This window comes from Pedobacter deserti (assembly GCF_024436415.1).
GTDB lineage: Bacteria > Bacteroidota > Bacteroidia > Sphingobacteriales > Sphingobacteriaceae > Pedobacter > Pedobacter faecalis.
In genome coordinates, this window is the sequence record NZ_JAFMZQ010000001.1 from 669,795 (window position 1) to 690,047 (window position 20,253).

Consider the following 20,253-nt stretch of genomic DNA (forward strand, 5'->3'; position numbering starts at 1 on the left):
ATAAACCTGAAACCTTTGCTATTTTGGTATAATCCTTGTCGCAATACACGGATAAACCAAAACTCACTACAAATATGCAATGGTTCGGCAAAGGAAGCGGCAATGTGGACGATAGGAGAGGAATGGGCGGTGGCGCCATTGGAGGCGGTATCGGCGTCATCATTGTTGTGTTAGGGTTGCTTTTCGGAACTGATCTGAGTGGGTTAGTTAGTCAGCTCCCTTTGCAGCAGGGCGCTCAGGCCGAACGGGCTACTGGTAGCCCCGAAGATGCAGAAGGGAAGTTCGTTGACGGGGTGCTGGAATCGACCAATCAGGTTTGGGAGCAGCAGTTCCAGGAGATGGGACAACGCTATGAGGAACCTACACTTGTTTTATTCACGAATATGGTGCAGTCGGCCTGTGGTAATGCCAGTGCCGCAGTAGGGCCGTTCTACTGTCCGGGCGACCAGCAGGTATATATTGACCTCTCGTTCTATAAAGACCTTAAAGACCGTTTTGGTGCGTCTGGCGATTTTGCGCAGGCCTATGTTATCGCACATGAAGTTGGCCACCATGTACAGAATCTGCTTGGTATTTCTGAAAAAGTGCAGAGGGCAAGGGCTCAGCTTAGTGAAAAAGAATATAACAGGCTCTCTGTGAAGCTGGAGCTTCAGGCAGATTTTCTGGCGGGGCTTTGGGCTCATCACGCACAGAATCTTAAGGACTTCAGGCTTGACCCTGGGGATCTGGAAGAGGCATTGAATGCAGCCAATGCTATTGGTGATGATAAACTTCAGCAGCAAACCAATGGGGAAGTGGTTCCTGATGCGTTTACGCATGGAACTTCGGCGCAGCGTGCGTTTTGGTTTAAAAAAGGATTTGAAACGGGTGATTTTAGTCAGGGCGATACATTCAGCTCGGAGGAACTCCCTTGATACTGAAAAGTAACATGTAAGTTATAACATGAATTTATCCCTGTGGTGTTATAACTTTATGACGGATATTTAAACATGATATTAATTGTAGATGATACGCCCGAAAACCTGATTTCTTTAAAAAGGGTTCTGGAGCGGCATAATTTTGAAGTAGATACGGCATCATCGGGAGAAGAGGCCTTGAAAAAGGTGCTCAAGCATGAGTATGTACTTATCATTCTGGATGTGCAGATGCCAGGGATGGACGGCTTCGAAGTCGCAGAGGCTATTTCCGGTTACAGCCGGGCGAAGGAGACGGCGATCATATTTTTGTCTGCCGTTAACAAGGAACTGAAGTTTATTACACGCGGCTATTCTTCCGGCGGGCTCGACTATATCACCAAGCCGGTAGATATGGACATTTTACTTTTGAAAGTAAAGACGTTTTACCGGATTTATGAGCAAAGCCGTAAGCTGCGCGAAATTCAGAAGGCTTTGCTCGAGGAGATTGAATTCAGAAAACGCGCTGAGCGTAAAAAAGACGAGTTTATCAGTATTGCCAGTCACGAGCTAAAAACTCCGCTGACGAGCGTGAAAGGTTATGTGCAATTGTTGGCCAGAAGCGTAGAAAAAGGCGATATAGATAAGGTTAAGAATCATCTTGCCAAGGCAGAAGTTCAGTTGGAGAAGCTCAACGAGCTCATTGCAGATCTTCTGGACATTTCTAAAATTGAAAGCGGTAAGCTCAAGTTTACCAAAAAGCATTTCGTTATGGACGAGTTGCTTGACAACGTGATAGAAATTATTCACCAGTCGAACCCAGGCTTTAACATTGTCCGGAAAGGCAAGGCACCAGGCCTTGTATATGCTGACGAGATGCGTATTGAGCAGGTAATCGTCAATTTTCTTACGAATGCGATCAAATATTCTCCTGGCACGGATGAAATTCATGTATATCTGAATGTGAAGGATGATAAAGTATACCTTGGTGTGCGTGACTTCGGTATAGGGATTGCGAGGGAGCAGCAACAACATGTGTTTGATAAATTTTATCGCGTAGAAGAGACCGCGATCCATTTTCAGGGACTTGGCATTGGTCTCTATATCTCTGCCGAAATCATCAGACGGCACGGTGGCGAGGTGGGCGTTAAAAGCACCCTCGGCGAAGGTTCAGAATTTTACTTTATACTTCCCTCAGATACAGGGACCGAAAACGATCAATAAGGACTTATGGAGAAAACATCACTCAAAAACAATTTGCGTATTGGGCTTGGGCTGTCATTGCTGATCTTATTTGTGTCATCACTGGCGTCCTACAAGAGCATAACGAATTTGATTAAAAGCGCAGAACTGGTATCGCACAGCAATGCCGTTATGACTGATTTAGACGGGGTGCTTTCCGCACTGAAGGATGCCGAAACCGGTCAGCGAGGTTACCTGCTCACAGGCGAGACAGAGTTTCTTACACCCTACAATGGAGCGCGTGGCAATGCCTTGGAACTGCTTAACAGGATAAGTCTGGCAACCGCAGATAACGGTCAGCAACAATACCATATTGAGCGCCTGCAGGACATCATTGAAAACCGGCTTAACGCTTTACAGAAAATCATTGACATCAAAGACAGCGGAGGTCAGATTACGGTTTCCGAATTGCGGGTGGGAAAGTCATACATGGACCGTGCACGGGCCTTGATCAAGAAAATGCAGGAGGAAGAGATGCGACTCCTTAACGAGCGGACGACCGAATTAAATAAGCAAGCCAGCTACACGCCGCTTGTAATCATTGCTGCGGCTGCGCTTGCCGTACTCATAACGCTTTTCTTTTACCTGCGTGTATCTAGAGATCACGACGAGCGCATGAGGCTGCAGGAAGAACTGAGGGCAAACAATGAGCAAACGGCGGCGAGAATAGCCGCTATTCAAACGGTTGCCGCGCAGATATCTAAAGGCGATTATGGTGCGCGGCTCGACGAAACAGAAAAAGACGGGTTAGGTAGTTTGTCTGGATCGCTCAATGCCATGGCCGAATCTCTCGAGTATTCTTTCTCTAAGCTTGCGGATAAGGAATGGCTTCAGTCGGGAATAGCCACGTTAAACGAAACCATGGTTGGGGAGAAGACCGTGGAAATGCTGGCCGCTAACATTTTAGAGCATGTTGCAGATTATACGGAAAGTGTTGTCGGCGCATTGTATCTTCTTGAGTCTGACAACAGTCTTTATCTTGCAGGCGGGTTTGCCCTTGAAGCCCAGGCGAGGCGTAACCGGATTAGCCTAGGCGACGGGCTTGCGGGCCAGGTAATAAGGTCGGGAAAGCAAATTCTGGTGAACGATATTCCGGAAGGTGAGATGACCGTGAGCTATGCTACCGGAAGTACCAGTCCCCGAAATGTGGTGGCGGCGCCAATCACACGTCATGGCGAAGTAGTCGGCGTTATGGAGTTTGGTTCGCTTTCAAGCTACAGCCCGCTTCAACTGGAGCTGTTAGGGAGTGTTGCGGATAGTATTGGTATGGCAATCCATGTGTCGCAAAACCGAAAGAAACTTCAGGAACTGCTGGAAGAAACGCAGGCACAAACCGAAGAGCTTCAGGCTCAGCACAGCGAACTGGAGGGGCTAAATGCGGAACTGGAGGCTCAGGCACAGAAAATACAAACTTCTGAAGAGGAGTTGCGTGTACAACAGGAAGAGTTGCTGCAAAGCAACCAGGAACTCGAAGAAAGAACAAGCCTGCTTGAAGAAAAGAACCAGCTGATACATGAGCGGAACCTGGATATTCAGCAAAAAGCAGAGCAACTCGAGCAGAGTACGAAGTACAAGTCTGAATTCCTTGCAAACATGTCTCACGAGCTGAGGACGCCGCTTAATTCTATTTTGCTGTTGTCTAAGCTTATGTCTGAGAATAAAGAGCTGGATAAGGAGTATATCGAATACGCAGAAGTAATACAAAGCTCGGGACAGGGCCTACTAGGCCTAATAGATGAAATTCTTGACCTGTCGAAGATCGAAGCAGGAAAGATGAAGCTGGAATTTGCGGACGTTAATATCTCCGAGGTGGCTACAGATATGAAGTCACTTTTTACCCCGCTTGCTAAAAACAAGGGGCTGGAGCTTGTTATAGATATAGCGGATGGCTTGCAGATTAACACGGACAAAATGCGTCTGGAACAAATCCTTAAAAACCTGCTTTCAAACGCCGTTAAATTTACGGAACGCGGCAAAGTAGCCCTGACGGTTAATAAGGACGATGCCGGCCGCATGCTTTTATTCAAGGTAACGGACACAGGTATCGGTATTCCTGAAGAAAAGCAGGGTTTAATCTTCGAAGCATTTCAACAGGCCGACGGCTCTACACGCAGAAGATTTGGCGGGACAGGCCTTGGCTTATCGATAAGCCGTGAACTTTCAAAACTTCTGGGAGGTGAAATAGAACTAACGAGTAAAGAAAATGTTGGAAGCGAGTTTTTACTCAGGCTGCCGGTTGACCGAAACGCTGTCACTGAGGAAGTAACGCAATCAGATTCATCCGAACCCGAAAAGCCGAAACAGGAAACACCAAAGCAAGCCAACGCTGAGAGATTTACTGTGAGTGTTATTCCGAAAGATATTGAAGACGACAGGGATGACATAGGAGCACAGGACAAAGTAATCCTGATCATTGAGGACGATACGGCATTCGCAAAGACCTTGTTGCAGTTTACCAGGAAGCGTGGATATAAGGGTATTGTGGCTGTGCGGGGCGATGCCGGTATAGAACTGGCAAACAGCTTCAGGCCGCTCGCAATTTTGCTGGACATCCAGCTTCCGGTGAAAGATGGATGGCAGGTGATGGAAGAATTGAAGTCTAACCCCGCTACACGGCCTATCCCGGTGCATATCATGTCATCGCTTGAAGTAAAGAAAGAAAGCCTGCTTAAAGGGGCGGTAGATTTTATCAACAAGCCTGTAGCGCTTGAACACATGAAACAAATTTTCCAGAAACTGGAGTATGCGCTTAGCAAGCATCCTAAAAAGGTGTTGATTGTGGAAGAGAATAAGCAGCACGCCGAAGCGCTGAGCTACTTTTTGAGCAATTATAATATCATGACCCAGGTTGCCAACAATGTTAACCAGAGTATCGATGCGTTGCAGAAAAAAGAAGTAGATTGTGTGATTCTGGATATGGGCATACCGGATAAGAATGCTTATGAAACGTTGGAGACCATCAAAAAAAGTGAAGGACTGGAAAACCTGCCGATCATTATCTTTACCGGGAAGAACCTTTCTAAAGGCGAGGAAAGCCGGATCAGGCAGTATGCCGATTCGATCGTAGTGAAGACGGCTCATTCGTACCAACGTATCCTTGATGAGGCAGGCCTGTTCCTCCATCTTGTTGAAGCAAACGAGAGTGATAAAAGAAACCGGCCTGTGGTCACGGAAAAGCTTGCAGGCTTGTATGACGTCCTGAACAATAAGACTGTCCTGATCGCGGATGATGACGTAAGAAATATTTTTTCACTCACAAAAGCACTAGAACAGCATAAAATGAAGGTTCTCGCGGCTACTGACGGCAGGGAAGCCCTACAGATTTTAAAAGACAACCCAAAGGTAGATATTGTCCTTATGGATATGATGATGCCGGAAATGGATGGATATGAAAGCACACGGGAGATCAGGAAAATACCTGCTTTCAAACAATTGCCGGTGCTGGCTGTTACTGCCAAAGCTATGATGGGAGATCGGGAGAAATGCATTGCGGCCGGTGCTTCGGATTACATCTCAAAACCTGTAGATGTTGACCAACTCATCTCGTTGCTTAGGGTCTGGCTTTATGACAGGATATAATATGGCTAATAAGATTTTGATCGTTGACGACGATAATCGTAATATTTTCGCTTTAAAGGCAGTGCTCAAGTCGAAAGGATACACCTGTTTGTCGGCAACAAGCGCCGAAGAGGGGATACGAATGCTTGGTGCTGAACCAGGGATTTCGGTTGTGCTTATGGACATGATGATGCCGGATATGGATGGTTATGAAGCCATGGCAAAGATCGCTGAAACTGAGCAGTTGAAGCATATACCGGTAATTGCGGTTACTGCTCAGGCGATGGTGGGCGACAGGGAAAGGTGCCTGGATGCAGGCGCAGCAGGCTATGTTTCGAAGCCCATCAACGTCGATGAATTAATTAAGCTGATAACTCAATACGTTTGATGTGGAGGGAGCGGTAATTAGTGATGAACAGGTAGATTTATTGCTCGCAGATACTTTGGAGCAATATGGTTACGACTTTACCGGATATTCCAGAGCCTCGCTGAAGCGTAGAATTTTGAGACTCTTCACGCTCGATAAAGCACTTAGCTTTGCGGAATTCAGGTACCGGATAAACAATGACAGTTCGTATTTCAAACGGTTTGTTGAGCAAATCACTGTAAATGTGACGGAAATGTTTCGTGACCCAATGTTCTTCAAGACGCTCCGCGAGGAAGTGCTGCCGAAGCTTGGGACCTATCCCTTTATCAGAGTGTGGGTGGCAGGGTGTTCGACCGGAGAAGAGGCATATTCTATAGCTATTATCCTTAAGGAACTCAATCTGCTCGAAAAATCCCTGATATATGCAACCGATATAAATCCTGCTGTTCTTGATCGGGCCGCTCAGAGTATTTTTGCACTGAGCTACATGAAACAATATTCTGAGAACTACATTTTATCTGGCGGCACTAAGGAGTTCTCCGGTTATTATACGGCTAATTATTCCCTCGCTAAATTCAATGATGATCTGAAAAAGAAAATCATTTTTTCAACGCACAACCTTGTGTCAGACCGGTCTTTCAATGAGTTTCAACTGATCTTGTGCCGCAATGTACTGATCTATTTCGACCGGGAATTGCAGCATAAGGTATTCGGACTTTTCGACGACAGTCTTGAGGAACTGGGTTATCTTGCATTAGGAACCAAGGAGACGATCAATTTTTCTCCATTCTTAAAGAAATACAAGCGACTCGGCACGGAGAAAATATGGCGTAAAATACAGAAATGAGGGCGTGTGAAGCATTTATAATCGGTGGCTCGGCTGGTAGCCTGGACGTACTGCTTAAGGTGCTTCCGATCGTTCGTATCCCTGTGCCGTTTCCGATCATTATTGTCATACACCGTAAGCATGGAAGCGACTCGTTGCTCCCGGATCTTTTAACTTCACGGACCGGGCTGACGGTGAAGGAAGTTGATGAAAAAGAGGTTGTTCAGCCCGGCGTTGTATACATTGCACCATCAGATTATCACCTCCTGATAGAGCGGGACGAAACGTTTTCGCTGGATTATTCCGAAAAAGTGAATTATTCGAGGCCATCAATAGATGTAACTTTCCATACCGCTGCAGAAGTATACAGGGAGGGTCTTGTATGCTTACTGCTTTCAGGGTCGAACGCCGACGGTGTGGCAGGGCTGAGGCAGGTGAAGAAATGGGGAGGGGTGGCTGCGATACAGGATCCCGAAACAGCTCAGGTGTCTTATATGCCTGCTCAGGCAAAGCAAAATGTATCCGTAGATCATATTCTGACTATCCCACAAATAGCAGAGTTTATAAACACGTTATCTAAATACCATCATGAATAAACCCAAAAGAGTATTCGTCTTTGACGATAATGCCGATATACTCGACTTATGTACAATCATTCTGGAGGACGCCGGCTACGAGATCAAAACCTCGGTGACTTCGAATAACATTATTGATCAGGTAATGGCCTGTGTACCAGATATCATTTTCATGGACAACTGGCTGCCTGATGTTGGCGGAATTGAAGCCACCAAGGCGCTTAAGAGCCATCCGGAGCTGAGAAACATCCCGGTAATCTATTTTTCCGCGAACAATGATGTGAAATCTCTTGCAGAACAGGCTGGAGCCGATGATTATCTGTCTAAGCCATTCGATATTCAAGATCTGGAAGATATCATAAGCCGTTATATTTCGCCTTAGTTACTTTACGCCCAGGACATCGACCCCCTGCTCGAATACAATGTCTACAGGAATACCTTTTTGAGTAAGGCGGTCCAGATCCTGCTTAAGTTCGGCGCCTATAACTGCATTTTCCTTCTGGGCCCGCTCCGCAGCAGCCCTGTCGCCGTCGCCCTGCAGCTGCAGAATAAGGCTGCTTAACGCGTTCATCGCAGTTTCGAATTTGCTGAAATCTACTTTGTAGGTACCGTTGGCATTGCGGACAAATGCGCCCTTTTCTTTGAAGAAGTTAAAGCACTGCATATTTGCTTTTCCGTGTGCGCTGGAGGCGCCGAAGCGAACAGACCTCAGGATACCGGCCATGTAAGTCGTATAATAGTCCTCAATCTTTCCTTTGAGTTCCCCCTTCTTTAAAAGACCGGTAACCATGTACAGCCCCAGGACATCCGCTTTTCCTTCTTCAAGCCAGGAGTATTGATCCTGAAGTGCTTCTTTGACGAAGCCTTTGCCGTTTACCGTTTTTTTGATGCCCAGTCCGTGGGCAACCTCGTGAAACATAACATTGGAGAAGAACGCGTCGAAGTTGATATAATTTAGCTGCGACTTATCAATCAGTTCGTTAGCAACAGGAATCAGGATCTTGTCGAACTTCGCTTTCATCGCATTTTTGAGCTGGGAACGTCTGGTACCTTTCTTCTGCTGTATTATTTCATCGTTGGGAAGATTTACCGCAATGGTCTTTGAGCCCGCATTGCAGTCGCCCGCATAATAGACAACGTCATAGGCGTTAAGCTCAGAGTCGGTTCCCGGTTTTTCCTGTTTGTACTTTTCAGGCACGGGAAGTCCGCGCTGCAGCTCGGGGAGCATAGCAACATATTTGGTAAGGCGCTCACTCCATACTTTGTCTTTTACGAGGACATATGCCTCGTAGGCGGCGCGGGCATTGAATAACTTATCTTCATAGTTCTCAATAGGCCCGATGATGATGTCCAGCGTATTGTCTTTCATATCCAGCCATGCGTAATCACTCGCCGTATACTTGTCTGTTACCAAAGCGTCCGCACGCAGGTTAAGGTATTTTTTGAACCCGGCGTTTTCCGTGAGTAAAGCCGCCTGCTTAAGTAACGAAGAGGCCTTTTGCAATTCTGCTGCGTAAAGTACATGATACGGTACGGATGTCATACGACCCAGAGTGTCCGCCCGTATCACAGAGTACAAGCCATATTTATCACTCACCGTTGACTTTTCGAGGGCCTCTTTGGTCATACCGGCAGGATAAAATGTGCCGGCGGCAGGTTTAGGACCAATTCCTGCGACGAATGGCTTATCGCCGTTCAGGCGGTCCCAAGGCCCGTAATTGATCCAGATGAAGGCTTTTGTCTTTTCGTCTTTTACTGCGTTCAACAGGCTGTCACGTTGCGGATAGGCCTGTTTCCAAAAGAGCTCGTCCATGATCTGGGCAGCCTGAATTAAAAGCGGCAGAATTTTCCGGTCATCAGGAGAAAGATCGTTCAGGTTGGTCGTCAGTTTGACCTGTTCATAGATACTGATGCGTTCGGCAACATACCGCTGCAGGCTGTCGTCTCCTGTCACGGTTGTACCAGCGCGGGTTCCGGTAGAATTTGTACATGAAATCAGCATGATACTGGTATAAATAAAGCAACAGGCAGCAATAAAGATATTTCTCATAATGGTCGTACTCTTAATTTAACGGTAAGTCGGGCTAGTAGCTCCGAAGAAATAGCGGCTAAAATAGCAAAAATTAGTAATTTCACAGCCCAATACCTATGCTATGAAAAACTCCCCCGTCAGCAAAAATGTTTTTGCCCTTATAAGTTTTGCCGTTCTGCTTAGCTCCTGCGGAGGCGGAAAATATGCAGCGACGAATAAAATCTATAAAAGTCAGGCCAGAGCCTATGCAAAGATAATTGAAGCAACGCCCCCTTTAAATCAGGGAAGTGAGACAATTCCCGCGAATCAACAGGCATGGGTTGGCTCTGTAAATTTCGGACTGAGAAAGCCGAATTTTGTTATTCTTCATCATACCGCGCAAAAATCGACCGAACAAACCATCAATACCTTTATCCTGGCAAGAACACAAGTGAGTGCTCACTACATAATTGGGCGCGACGGAAAAGTGATCCAGATGGTAAATGATTACCTCAGATCTCATCATGCCGGCGCGGGCAAATGGGGAAATGATACCGATCTTAATTCGTCGTCGATCGGCATTGAACTGGATAACACGGGAAGCGAACCCTATCCTGACGCTCAAATCAACAGTCTTCTCGAGGTACTAGCCGCGTTGAAAAAGAAGCACAACATTCCGGTAGCCAATTTTATAGGTCACTCCGATATGGCGCCCGGCCGAAAGCAGGATCCGAATATGTTTCCATGGAAAACACTTGCCGAGAAAGGTTTCGGATATTGGTATGACGCTATTCTAATAACGCCTCCTGATACCTTTGATACAAAAGCTGCGCTTCGGATTATCGGATATGACGTCAGTAATCTCCCGGCCGCAATTACCGCCTTTAAGCGGCATTTTATTCAAACAGATATTAGCCCTGCACTAACGCCCTACGATAAACAGGTGTTATTCAGTTTGTACCGCAAATATCTCTAGCCTATTTGTTGGCTTTAGACCAGGCGTCCTTGAGAGAGACAGTACGGTTGAAAACGGGCTTTTCGGCAGTAGCGTCCCTGTCGAGGCAATAGTATCCCTTGCGGATGAACTGGTAGCGTACGTTGGATGAAGCCTGAGCCAGAAAAGGTTCAATGTATACGTCATGGAGTACCTCAACGCTGTTCGGGTTAAGGTAGTCCTTAAAATCTCGCGCTTCCGCGTCTGGCGACTCAACCGTGAACAAACGATCGTAGAGCCTCACTTCTGCCTTTTTTGCGTGAGAAGCGCTTACCCAGTGGATGGTGCCTTTTACGTTAATACCGCTTGTGTCAGACCCGCTTTTAGACTCCGGGATGTAAGAACAGTGGACTTCTGTAAGGTTGCCGTTGTCATCTTTTTTGAAATCCTCGCATTTCACAATATATGCATGCTTCAGCCGAACCATGGAGCCCGGGGCTAACCGGAACCATTTCTTTGCCGGGACTTCCATGAAGTCTTCACGCTCGATCCATAATGTATTACTGAATGGTATTTCCCGGGTCCCGCCTTTGTCTTCCGCCTCCGGATTGTTTTCGCCAATTAAAATCTCCTCTTTGTCTTCAGGGTAATTGGTAATAACAAGTTTAATTGGGTCCATCACGGCCATCACTCGGGTGGCGGTTTTGTTAAGATGTTCCCGGATACAGAATTCCAGGAGGCTTAACTCTATGATGTTTTCGCGCTTTGCGATCCCGATTCTTTCACAAAAATCGCGAATGCTCTCCGGGGTATATCCTCTGCGCCTCAGACCGCTTATCGTAGGCATGCGCGGATCGTCCCAGCCACTTACCACACCATCATTTACAAGCTGCAGAAGCTTACGCTTGCTCATTACGGTATATGACAGGTTTAGTCGGGCAAACTCGTATTGTTTAGACGGGAAGATGTCCAATTGCTCAATCAGCCAGTCGTACAATTCACGGTGCGCAACATACTCGAGTGTGCAAATAGAATGGGTAATTGATTCAATGCTGTCACTTTGCCCGTGAGCGAAATCATACATAGGATAGATGCACCATTTGTTTCCTGTACGATGGTGCTCCGCGTGTTTGATCCGGTATAAGATCGGATCGCGCATTAGCATATTCGGACTTGCCATGTCAATCTTTGCGCGGAGCGTGCATGCTCCGTCAGGGAATTCGCCTGCTTTCATCCGGCTGAAAAGATCAAGATTCTCTGCAATTGTTCGGGTCCTGTAAGGGCTGTCTTTCCCCGGTTCAGTCGGAGTGCCTTTCTGTTCAGCAATCTCGTCTGCCGTGCTATCGTCTACATAGGCCAGTCCTTTTTCGATGAGTTTTACTGCGAAAGCGTATAAAGTATCGAAATAGTCAGAGGTATAAAGTTCATTTTTCCACTGAAAGCCCAACCACTTTATATCGTTTTGCTGGCTGTCCACATATTCTGTCTTTTCCGTCACTGGGTTTGTGTCGTCAAATCTGAGATTGGTATAGCCTCCGTATTTCTGAGTAAGGCCGAAATTAAGACAAATGGCTTTTGCATGTCCGATGTGCAGATAACCGTTCGGTTCCGGAGGGAAGCGGGTTATTAAGGTTTCGTACCGGCCACTCTTTAAATCGTTTTCAATGATCTCTTCAATAAAGTTCAATGATCTTTTCTCACTCATAAAAACTGTAATTTTTGCCTCAAAGTTAACATAAAACCGCTAAATTAATTACATTTACCGCATACTATTCACATTAATATGGATAACGCATTACAAAGACCGATACGTGTTCTTGTCGCGAAAGTGGGGCTTGACGGACATGACAGAGGCGCAAAAGTAATCGCTACTTCGCTCCGCGATGCCGGAATGGAAGTCATCTATACAGGTTTAAGGCAAACGCCGGAGATGGTGGTAAATACAGCATTGCAGGAAGATGTCGATGCTATCGGCATCTCAATTCTTTCCGGCGCGCATATGACCGTTTTCCCTAAGATCATACGGTTGATGAATGAGAAGGGACTCAACGATGTGTTGCTTACCGGAGGTGGCATAATTCCGGCGGCAGATGCCTTAGCGCTCAAGAAAATGGGTGTGGGAGAGCTGTTTTCGCCGGGCACTACAATGGCGTCCGTTGTCGATTATATAAAGAACTGGGTGTCAGTAAACAGAACTTTTTAACTATGACCTATCAAAACCTTCTCGTCGAATTAAGAGACCGTATTCTTCATGTCACGATTAACAGAGCTCCGAAACTCAATGCGCTAAACACTCAGACGATCACTGAACTCAGTGATGTCATCGCTTCGGCGCAGGCAGATCCGAACATTGGAGGGATTATACTTACAGGTGCCGGTGAGAAGGCGTTTGTTGCAGGCGCCGATATCGCTGAATTCGCATCCTTTAATGTAGAACAGGGTAAGGCTTTAGCGGAGACAGGTCAACGCAGCGTTTTTAACGCTATCGAGACTTCCGTTAAGCCGGTTATCGCTGCTATCAACGGTTTTGCACTCGGAGGCGGGCTGGAACTGGCCTTGTCGTGTCATCTTCGCATAGCCGCAGATCACGCGCGGCTGGGTTTACCGGAGGTTACTTTGGGGCTTATCCCTGGTTATGGCGGTACACAGCGGTTGACTCAGCTGATCGGCAAAGGTCGGGCACTTGAAATGATCGCAACGGCAGAGATGATCACCGCGTCGAATGCTCTGGAGATCGGAATAGTGAATCATATTGTTCCTTTAGCAGAACTCATGGAAAAGTCAGAAGAGGTCATGAGGAAAATCATACAGCACGCGCCTCTGGCGATCGCCGCAGCTATCCGGGCCGTAAACGCGTCGACTGGAAATTCCGGCTTTCTGACGGAAATTCACGAGTTTGCCGCGTGCTTCGGTACACATGATTTCCAGGAGGGGGTGCAGGCCTTTATGGAAAAGCGCAAGCCGGTATTCAAGGGCATATAGCTCGGGAACACGCCTTATTTCCTTTTTTCTTCGAGGTTTATTGGGACTTTTTTAAATAAAACTGTGGAGAATATTTCCCAATAAAAAAAACATACCTATATTTATTTCGTAAATAAGGTGCCAAGTTAGCTATATGAGAAAAATATTAATAGTAGATGATGAGGTCAATATAGGTCTGCTTCTTTCGAAGTTTTTAACCAGGAATTCTTTCAGCGTGACTACCGCAACCAGCGGCGTTACTGCCATGGAACACCTGAGCCGGGAAAAGTACGATCTGGTGCTGTGCGACTATCGTTTGGAAGATACAGATGGAAAGGAAATGCTCATCAGAATTAAGGAAAGCTACCCTAAAACCGGAGTGATTATCATCACTGGTTATTCAGATATCAAGCTGGCTGTTGAACTTATTAAACTTGGGGCCTATGATTACATCACCAAGCCGCTCTATCCCGATGAAATTCTGAACACGATCAACAAAGCCATTGAGACGCAGATCGCGCTGAATACGGACCAATCCGATATTTCCGCAGATGCTCCTAAGCAAAAGCCGGCAAAAGCAACCTATGTTAATACGGACAATTTTGTGGTAGGTCAGAGTCAATCTTCAAAAGATTTGCTCAAGCAGATACAGCTTGTAGCACCAACTTCCTACAGCGTCATCCTGATGGGGGAAAGTGGTACAGGGAAAGAGTCGGTTGCAAAGGCGATTCATCTCAACAGTCCCCGAAAAGATCAGCCCTTTGTTGCAATGGACTGTGGATCCTTAACCAAGGAACTTGCCGGCAGCGAGTTCTTTGGGCATGAAAAAGGCGCCTTCACAGGAGCCTTATATACGAAGATCGGTCACTTTGAAATGGCGAACGGCGGTACTTTGTTTCTTGATGAGGTAGGCAACCTATCTTACGATATTCAGGCGGCCTTGCTCCGCACGGTTCAGGAGCGAAAGATAAAGCGGATCGGTAGCACCAAAGAGATAGACCTTGATGTGCGCATTATTGTAGCGACTAACGAGAACCTGGCCAACGCTATCCAAAAAGGTAAGTTCAGGGAAGATTTGTTTCACAGATTCAATGAATTTTCCATTGAACTTCCGCCTTTGAGTCAGCGAGGTCGGGATATCCTTACTTTCGCCAATAATTTTCTGGACTTCGCAAACAGGGAACTGGATAAAAACGTAAAAGGATTTTCCGCAGAGGTGGAGGAGTGCCTTCTGACCTATAACTGGCCGGGAAATGTAAGGGAGTTAAAAAACGTTGTTCGACGGGCTACGCTGCTCGCGGAAACCGACGAAATTCAATTGAAAGCCCTTCCACTCGAAATATCGACCTATGCCAAGGCTTCTGCGATAGAGAACTCGCTTTCCCGGTTTGATAAGCCCAGAGACTTGAAAAACGCAGCATTGGAGGCTGAATACGAAACCATTTTGAAGGTGCTGCGCGAGGTCAACTTCAATAAGACCAAGGCAGCCAAGATCCTTAATATCGATCGCAAAACTTTGTATAATAAAATGAAAGCGATCAATCTTGACACATAGCCGTGTTTTTCTCCATCGCAATCGGCCTGATATGCCTCATCTTGTTGTATATGAACATGAGGTTGAGCGGGGCAATCCGGCGATATACGCACAATGTAACGGAACTAGAACAAACTAATCGTGGGTTGGCCAGCAAAGGGCAACTGCTGGAGCGGGCAGAGCAGATAGCCCATATCGGAACATGGCAGGTAGACACACGCTCGGGGGCGGTTGAATGGTCGGACGAGCTTTACCGCATTTATGGTTTTACTAAGACCGAGATAACACCAGATGCAGAACTAAACACCCGGGTCATCGTTCCCGAATACAGGGAGAAGGTCGCCAAGGCACTGGAATCCGCGGTAAACAATAATTCAAATTTCGCCGTTGAATACCAGATCATGCAGCCTTCAGGTCTTAGAAAGTATATTCTTGCGCAAGGACTTTACCTGTCGGAGGAAAGCCGGCTTGTGGCGACCATCCAGGATATCACAGAACTGAAGGAGGCCGTGCTCAAGCTGAGAATTAACGAGACATTGCTAAGAGAGGCGGAAAAAGTTTCTCACAGCGGGAGTTGGGAGTGGATGGAAGGAAAACAGTACATCCTTTGGTCAGACGAAATGTACAATATTCACGGGTTGTTCCCTCATTCGGTGACAATGAATATCAATACTTACCAAAGTCTGATACATGAGGAGGATCTTAAGGAGGTCACGGCCGAATTTGAACGGGCTCAGATAAGGAAAACGCCATTTAAACTAAATTATCGTATTGTGCGCCCTTCGGGTCAGATCAGGCATGTACTTACTGCGGGCGAATATAAGCGTATTGGCATCAACGACAATTTTGCCTATATCGGAACAACTCAGGACGTTACGGAATTGCGTGAAGCGCAAGTACAGCTTGAAGAAAAGATATCCGCGCTTAACCGGTCAAATCAGGATTTGGAGCAGTTCGCCTATGTCGCTTCGCACGATTTGCAGGAACCGCTGCGAAAAATCCAGGCCTTTAGCAAGCGCCTTAAGGAGCAGCACAGTGGCAACCTTGATGAAGAGGCTCAAGATTATTTGTCCAGAATGGATCAGGCAGCTAACCGCATGCGGGTATTGATCAGCGACCTGCTTACATTTTCAAAAGCTACCCGTGATGGGAAGCGGTTTACGGTGGTCGACCTGGGTGATCTGATCACAAGGATAACGCACGACATGGATTATACGATCGAGCAGAAACAGGCGACGATCAGTGTAAGTGCATCGATAGGCGTTTATGGCGTTGAGACTCAGCTCTACCAGTTGTTTTTGAATCTGATAGGTAATGCGCTTAAATTTACCAGATCCGGACAGCCCCCCCACGTTAAGATCAGCGCACAGTCGGCCACAGACGATCAGTTGAACCTGGAAGGTATAGTTCCCCGGCAACAATACGCTTCAATCACCATTGAAGATAACGGAATAGGTTTTGATAGAAACGACGCAGGACGGATATTTGATCTCTTTCACAGACAGCATATCCGTAGTGAATATGAGGGGACGGGTATTGGACTGGCCATATGCAAAAAGATAGTGTCGTACCATAATGGGCTGATATATGCAGACAGTGAGCCGGGACAAGGTTCCGTTTTCACTGTGCTGTTGCCTAAAAAGCATACTAACACGCTCAATTTAAAAAGTGATGGAAAAAATTAAAGTGCTGCTGATCGACGATGACGAAGACGACTATGTCTTGACCAAAGCGATATTTGGAGAGTTGGCCGATAAATATGAGCTTTCCTGGGTAAATAGTTATGAGAAGGGCATTTCAGCTATACGCAAAGCATTGTACGATGTTTATCTGGTCGACTACAGACTTGGAAAAAGTACGGGTATAGAGTTGCTTCAGGAAGCAAAAAATTCGGGGTCCGAACAACCCGTTATCATGTTAACAGGAAAAGGTGACCGCTCAATTGATGAGCAGGCGATGCAGTATGGCGCCGCGGATTATCTTGTAAAAGATGAGATCGAAGCTGATATGCTTGACCGCTGCATCAGGTACTCATTAACGCAGGCGGGAATCTTGAAAGCGCTGAAGAGTAGCGAGCGTAAATACCGGACGATGTTCGAGCAGGCCAAAGATCCCATTTTTATATCCGACGATAAGGGCCGGATCCAGGATATGAATAGCGGAGGATTAAGGTTTTTCGGATATCAGCATGATCAGATTTCCGGCCTCGATGACCGGTCATTGTTTAGAAATCCCGTTGATGCCGAACAATTCCATCATCTTCTGGAAACAAAAGGACTACTAAGCGACTTTGAATGTGAGATGGTGTCGGGCACAGGCGATGTGTACCATTGCAGTTTGTCTTCATTTATTCAAACCGACATGATCAGTGTAACGGAAACTTACCATACCATTGTTCGCGACCTGAGCTATCGCAAGCAAATTGAAGATCAATCTGTGAATTTAGGTAAAATGGCCATTTCTGAACATATAGCGAGAGGCTTGGGTGACGAACTGAGGGATCCGTTGTCGACCATAAATCTCGCCCTTGAGGAATTGGCCAGCGAGGAAGGTTTCGCTTATAATGAATCCGTACAGCGCAATCTGGAGATCGTTCGTGCCAACTGCGACAGGCTAAATCAGCTGATCCATAATTTCATATCCAGTACGGAAACAAAGACGTTGAATTTGCAGCGGCATGACCTTAGCGAGGTTATTGACGAAGCGCTTGCCGGTATTCAGGATTTGATCGCCGGACATGGTATCCAGCTGAGCCGGGAAGTCAACTTATCCGGTGCGCAGGCCTTTGTGGATAGGCAGAAGATGGTGGAAGCCTTAAAAATAGTGCTGGTAAATGCCGTCGAGGCCATGGAAACATACCCAAAGCAAATTCGCGTAAAGGCATCTATCAACGAGAAGAGTTTTGAAATTGCAGTCGAAGATAACGGCCCAGGTATACTTCCCGGCAACAGGTCTAAGATTTTTGAACCTTTCTTTACTACTAAGATAAGGGCGAACGGACTGGGACTTACCCATGCCCAACGGCTGCTTACCACCCACCATGGGGAGATCAGGTACAAGGCGCTTCCTTCAGGCAGCCAGTTTCTTATTCAGGTTCCGGTTTATAAAGACAGCACACTTTGGCTTTAGATCTAATTTAATATGATGTCACTTTTCAGCTATAAGCAGCGTAACAATATCAATCTGATCATTATTATTGCGCTCGGAATACTTATTCTGTATTCGCTTCAGGGAATATTCGGATCAATCTTAAGCACCCTGGTTTTGTATACCATACTCAGGCCCGGATTTATATTTCTCGCTGAAACCAAAAAGATGAATCGAAAGGTTGCTGCAGTGCTGTTATTATTCGTTTCCCTGATCGTCCTTGTTCTGCCTTTTTATGGATTAAGCAGCATGGTCATCGAGAAAATCGCCGAACTTCAGAACGATCCGGCGTACTTCAAGCGGATCATGTTCAAACTTACTCATTTGGTACCACTTGGTGGCGACGTCCAGGAGCTTATCCAGGATGGCATACAAAAGGCAGGCGCATGGGCCGCCGGATTGTTCCCTTCCTTGATCACCGGGGCGTTTAATATCGTATTCGGGCTTCTGCTGATGTATTTTCTGCTTTTTTTCATGCTGGCGGAGCGGGAAAAATTCGAAGCAGCTTTGCTCAAATATGCTCCGTTCAGGGAGCAAAACGCGCAGCGTTTCGCTGAAGAAATGCGCAATACGACTTACGCCAATGTTGTAGGGCAGGGATTTATTGCCCTGGTACAGGGCTCGCTGCTGGGCGTCGCATTCTATGTGCTCGGATATTCCGACCCGGTGTTCTGGGGCGTTATTACCACCTTTATTTCGTTCGTGCCCATCCTCGGTCCGCCAATCGTCTTTGTACCTGCGGCACTTATACAGATTGCAAACGGGAACAACATGGCGGGATGGTCTATGCTGGTTTTCGGTTTCATTGTTCTGATCAATATCGACAATGTGCTACGGTTTATGATCGCCAAAAAGGTTGGAAACATTCATCCCATCGTTACGGTTATCGGCGTCGTGATCGGTATTCCGCTATTTGGGATATTAGGACTCGTATTTGGACCCTTGCTGATATCTTATTTTGTGCTGCTTATTAAAATCTACGAAACGAGCGCACTGGCTACGGAAAGATTGGAGAGAATCAAAACAAATTCCGATGAAGAGGGGTTATTACAATAGAATTTTCAAAACAAAAACATATAAATTTTAAAGTTATGAATGATAATTCAAAAGTGTTGGTAGCATTGTTAGCAGGCTTAGCTGCGGGCGCAGCGTTGGGCTTACTGTTCGCACCTGAAAAAGGAAGTGATACCCGGGATAAACTTGGCCAGTCACTCAAAGACCTTGGCGACACCATTAAAGACCGTGCTGCCGATGAGATAAATAATCTGGCCAGCCTGAAAGAAAAGGTCGTAAGTTCCGTAAAGAGCAAGCTAGGGCAGACCGAAGAAGAATATGCTGACGATTTAGAACATGCTTAAAACCGCTTAAATTTCGTATGATGCAGGAAGAAGAAATCAAAGAAAAGCGTATTGAGGATCTTTACGAAGATGTAAAGGTTTACCTGGAGACAAAGCTGGAATACATGCACCTTATGATGGTGAAAAAGGTTGCCAAGATATTCGCAGATATCGTCACTAACACCGTGGTGCTGGTATGTTTCATTCTTGCGTTCCTTTTCGGTTCAGTTACGCTGGCCTTATATCTGTCTGATGTTTTTGGCAGCTTTACGGCCGGCTTTGGTGCTGTATCGCTGATTTATCTTCTTCTGGCACTCATTGTCTTTTTCACCAAAGACAAATACATCGAGAAAGGCATCATTAACGTTACTGTAAGGCGATATTTTACTAAACTGGATGAAGATGATGGAAACGATGAAAAGAAAATATAATATCCGGAACCTGGACGACCTTCAAGCGAGGCTGAGTAGCCTGAAGATGCAGAACGACATGCAGGCTGAGGCGATCGTTGCCGATGGCAAAGCGTACCTCAAGCAGTTTACCCCTGCATATTTATTTAAACGGCATCTGAATCCTTCAAATCTCCTTAAAGCAGACGAGGAACTGCACATCAGCAGTAGTATCATGTCGCTGATCCTGCCGTTTGTGATGAACAATACCCTGTTTAAAGGTTCTGGAATCATCACCAAGGCGGTGGTGGGCCTTGCCTCGGGAAAGATCGGAAAAACGCTGGACGCAGAAAATATAGCTAATGCTTTTGCTACGGTTAAGTCGTGGTTCACCGGCAAGAAGAAAAAAGCAGCTAAGCCAGAGGTTGCCTACGTAGATTATGGCATCCCGCCGGATAGTGAAACCTATTAAGAACAGC

General features: G+C 46.4%; 19 protein-coding genes. 17 read left to right on the top strand and 2 right to left on the bottom strand.

The genetic code is table 11. The features are described from left to right. Positions 1–74: 74 nt before the first annotated feature. From ypfJ to J3P40_RS03145, 7 genes are all read left to right on the top strand, one after another. Positions 75–914 (top strand): KPN_02809 family neutral zinc metallopeptidase, encoded by an 840-nt coding sequence (ypfJ, locus tag J3P40_RS03115; protein WP_256002870.1) that lies wholly within the window; start codon positions 75–77, stop codon positions 912–914. A gap of 75 nt (positions 915–989) precedes the next feature. After that, on the top strand, positions 990–2,117 hold the full coding sequence (locus tag J3P40_RS03120) for a hybrid sensor histidine kinase/response regulator (RefSeq protein ID WP_256002873.1): 1,128 nt from the start codon (positions 990–992) through the stop codon (positions 2,115–2,117). A gap of 6 nt (positions 2,118–2,123) precedes the next feature. Continuing rightward, positions 2,124–5,714, top strand: coding sequence for a response regulator (locus J3P40_RS03125; protein WP_256002876.1), 3,591 nt, complete (start codon positions 2,124–2,126; stop codon positions 5,712–5,714). 1 nt (position 5,715) lies between these two features. Further along, positions 5,716–6,081 (top strand): response regulator, encoded by a 366-nt coding sequence (locus tag J3P40_RS03130; protein ID WP_256002879.1) that lies wholly within the window; start codon positions 5,716–5,718, stop codon positions 6,079–6,081. A 1-nt stretch (position 6,082) separates the two neighbouring features. Continuing rightward, positions 6,083–6,907, top strand: coding sequence for a CheR family methyltransferase (locus tag J3P40_RS03135; RefSeq protein ID WP_256002882.1), 825 nt, complete (start codon positions 6,083–6,085; stop codon positions 6,905–6,907). After that, entirely contained in the window at positions 6,904–7,482 is a 579-nt protein-coding gene (locus J3P40_RS03140) for a chemotaxis protein CheB (RefSeq protein ID WP_256002885.1), read from the top strand. Before J3P40_RS03135 ends, J3P40_RS03140 begins: the two co-directional genes overlap by 4 nt. Continuing rightward, the gene (locus tag J3P40_RS03145; RefSeq protein WP_256002888.1) at positions 7,475–7,843 is read left to right on the top strand and encodes a response regulator; all 369 of its coding nucleotides are present in this window, start codon (positions 7,475–7,477) and stop codon (positions 7,841–7,843) included. The genes J3P40_RS03140 and J3P40_RS03145 overlap by 8 nt, the downstream gene beginning before the upstream one ends. Here the strand turns inward: J3P40_RS03145 and J3P40_RS03150 are convergent, their stop codons facing one another. Continuing rightward, a complete protein-coding gene (locus tag J3P40_RS03150) occupies positions 7,844–9,463 on the bottom strand; it encodes a DUF8614 domain-containing protein (RefSeq protein WP_256002891.1) in 1,620 nt (539 codons plus the stop codon). A 151-nt stretch (positions 9,464–9,614) separates the two neighbouring features. Between J3P40_RS03150 and J3P40_RS03155 the strand changes: the two genes are divergently transcribed. Then, the gene (locus tag J3P40_RS03155; RefSeq protein WP_256002892.1) at positions 9,615–10,448 is read left to right on the top strand and encodes an N-acetylmuramoyl-L-alanine amidase; all 834 of its coding nucleotides are present in this window, start codon (positions 9,615–9,617) and stop codon (positions 10,446–10,448) included. A 1-nt stretch (position 10,449) separates the two neighbouring features. Here the strand turns inward: J3P40_RS03155 and J3P40_RS03160 are convergent, their stop codons facing one another. Continuing rightward, a complete protein-coding gene (locus J3P40_RS03160) occupies positions 10,450–12,111 on the bottom strand; it encodes a glutamine--tRNA ligase/YqeY domain fusion protein (RefSeq protein WP_256002893.1) in 1,662 nt (553 codons plus the stop codon). A gap of 78 nt (positions 12,112–12,189) precedes the next feature. On the opposite strand from J3P40_RS03160, the gene J3P40_RS03165 reads away from it, so the two are divergent. The 9 genes from J3P40_RS03165 (at position 12,190) to J3P40_RS03205 (ending at position 20,246) form a co-directional block, all read left to right on the top strand. Beyond that, positions 12,190–12,609, top strand: a complete 420-nt coding sequence (locus J3P40_RS03165; protein ID WP_256002894.1) for a cobalamin B12-binding domain-containing protein — start codon at positions 12,190–12,192, stop codon at positions 12,607–12,609. A 2-nt stretch (positions 12,610–12,611) separates the two neighbouring features. Then, entirely contained in the window at positions 12,612–13,388 is a 777-nt protein-coding gene (locus tag J3P40_RS03170; RefSeq protein WP_256002895.1) for an enoyl-CoA hydratase/isomerase family protein, read from the top strand. Positions 13,389–13,521: 133 nt separating this feature from the next. Continuing rightward, positions 13,522–14,922: a sigma-54-dependent transcriptional regulator gene (locus J3P40_RS03175; RefSeq protein WP_256002898.1), complete on the top strand. Its 1,401-nt coding sequence runs from the start codon at positions 13,522–13,524 to the stop codon at positions 14,920–14,922. Positions 14,923–14,972: 50 nt separating this feature from the next. Further along, the gene (locus J3P40_RS03180; RefSeq protein WP_256002900.1) at positions 14,973–16,586 is read left to right on the top strand and encodes a sensor histidine kinase; all 1,614 of its coding nucleotides are present in this window, start codon (positions 14,973–14,975) and stop codon (positions 16,584–16,586) included. Continuing rightward, positions 16,573–18,030 carry a hybrid sensor histidine kinase/response regulator gene (locus J3P40_RS03185; RefSeq protein WP_256002902.1) on the top strand — a complete coding sequence of 486 codons (1,458 nt, stop codon included), beginning with the start codon at positions 16,573–16,575 and terminating at the stop codon, positions 18,028–18,030. Before J3P40_RS03180 ends, J3P40_RS03185 begins: the two co-directional genes overlap by 14 nt. A gap of 12 nt (positions 18,031–18,042) precedes the next feature. Then, positions 18,043–19,104 (top strand): AI-2E family transporter, encoded by a 1,062-nt coding sequence (locus tag J3P40_RS03190; protein ID WP_256002905.1) that lies wholly within the window; start codon positions 18,043–18,045, stop codon positions 19,102–19,104. 35 nt (positions 19,105–19,139) lie between these two features. Further along, on the top strand, positions 19,140–19,406 hold the full coding sequence (locus J3P40_RS03195; RefSeq protein ID WP_256002907.1) for a YtxH domain-containing protein: 267 nt from the start codon (positions 19,140–19,142) through the stop codon (positions 19,404–19,406). Positions 19,407–19,423: 17 nt separating this feature from the next. Next, entirely contained in the window at positions 19,424–19,816 is a 393-nt protein-coding gene (locus J3P40_RS03200; RefSeq protein ID WP_256002909.1) for a phage holin family protein, read from the top strand. After that, positions 19,788–20,246, top strand: a complete 459-nt coding sequence (locus J3P40_RS03205; protein ID WP_256002912.1) for a hypothetical protein — start codon at positions 19,788–19,790, stop codon at positions 20,244–20,246. The genes J3P40_RS03200 and J3P40_RS03205 overlap by 29 nt, the downstream gene beginning before the upstream one ends. Positions 20,247–20,253: the final 7 nt, after the last annotated feature.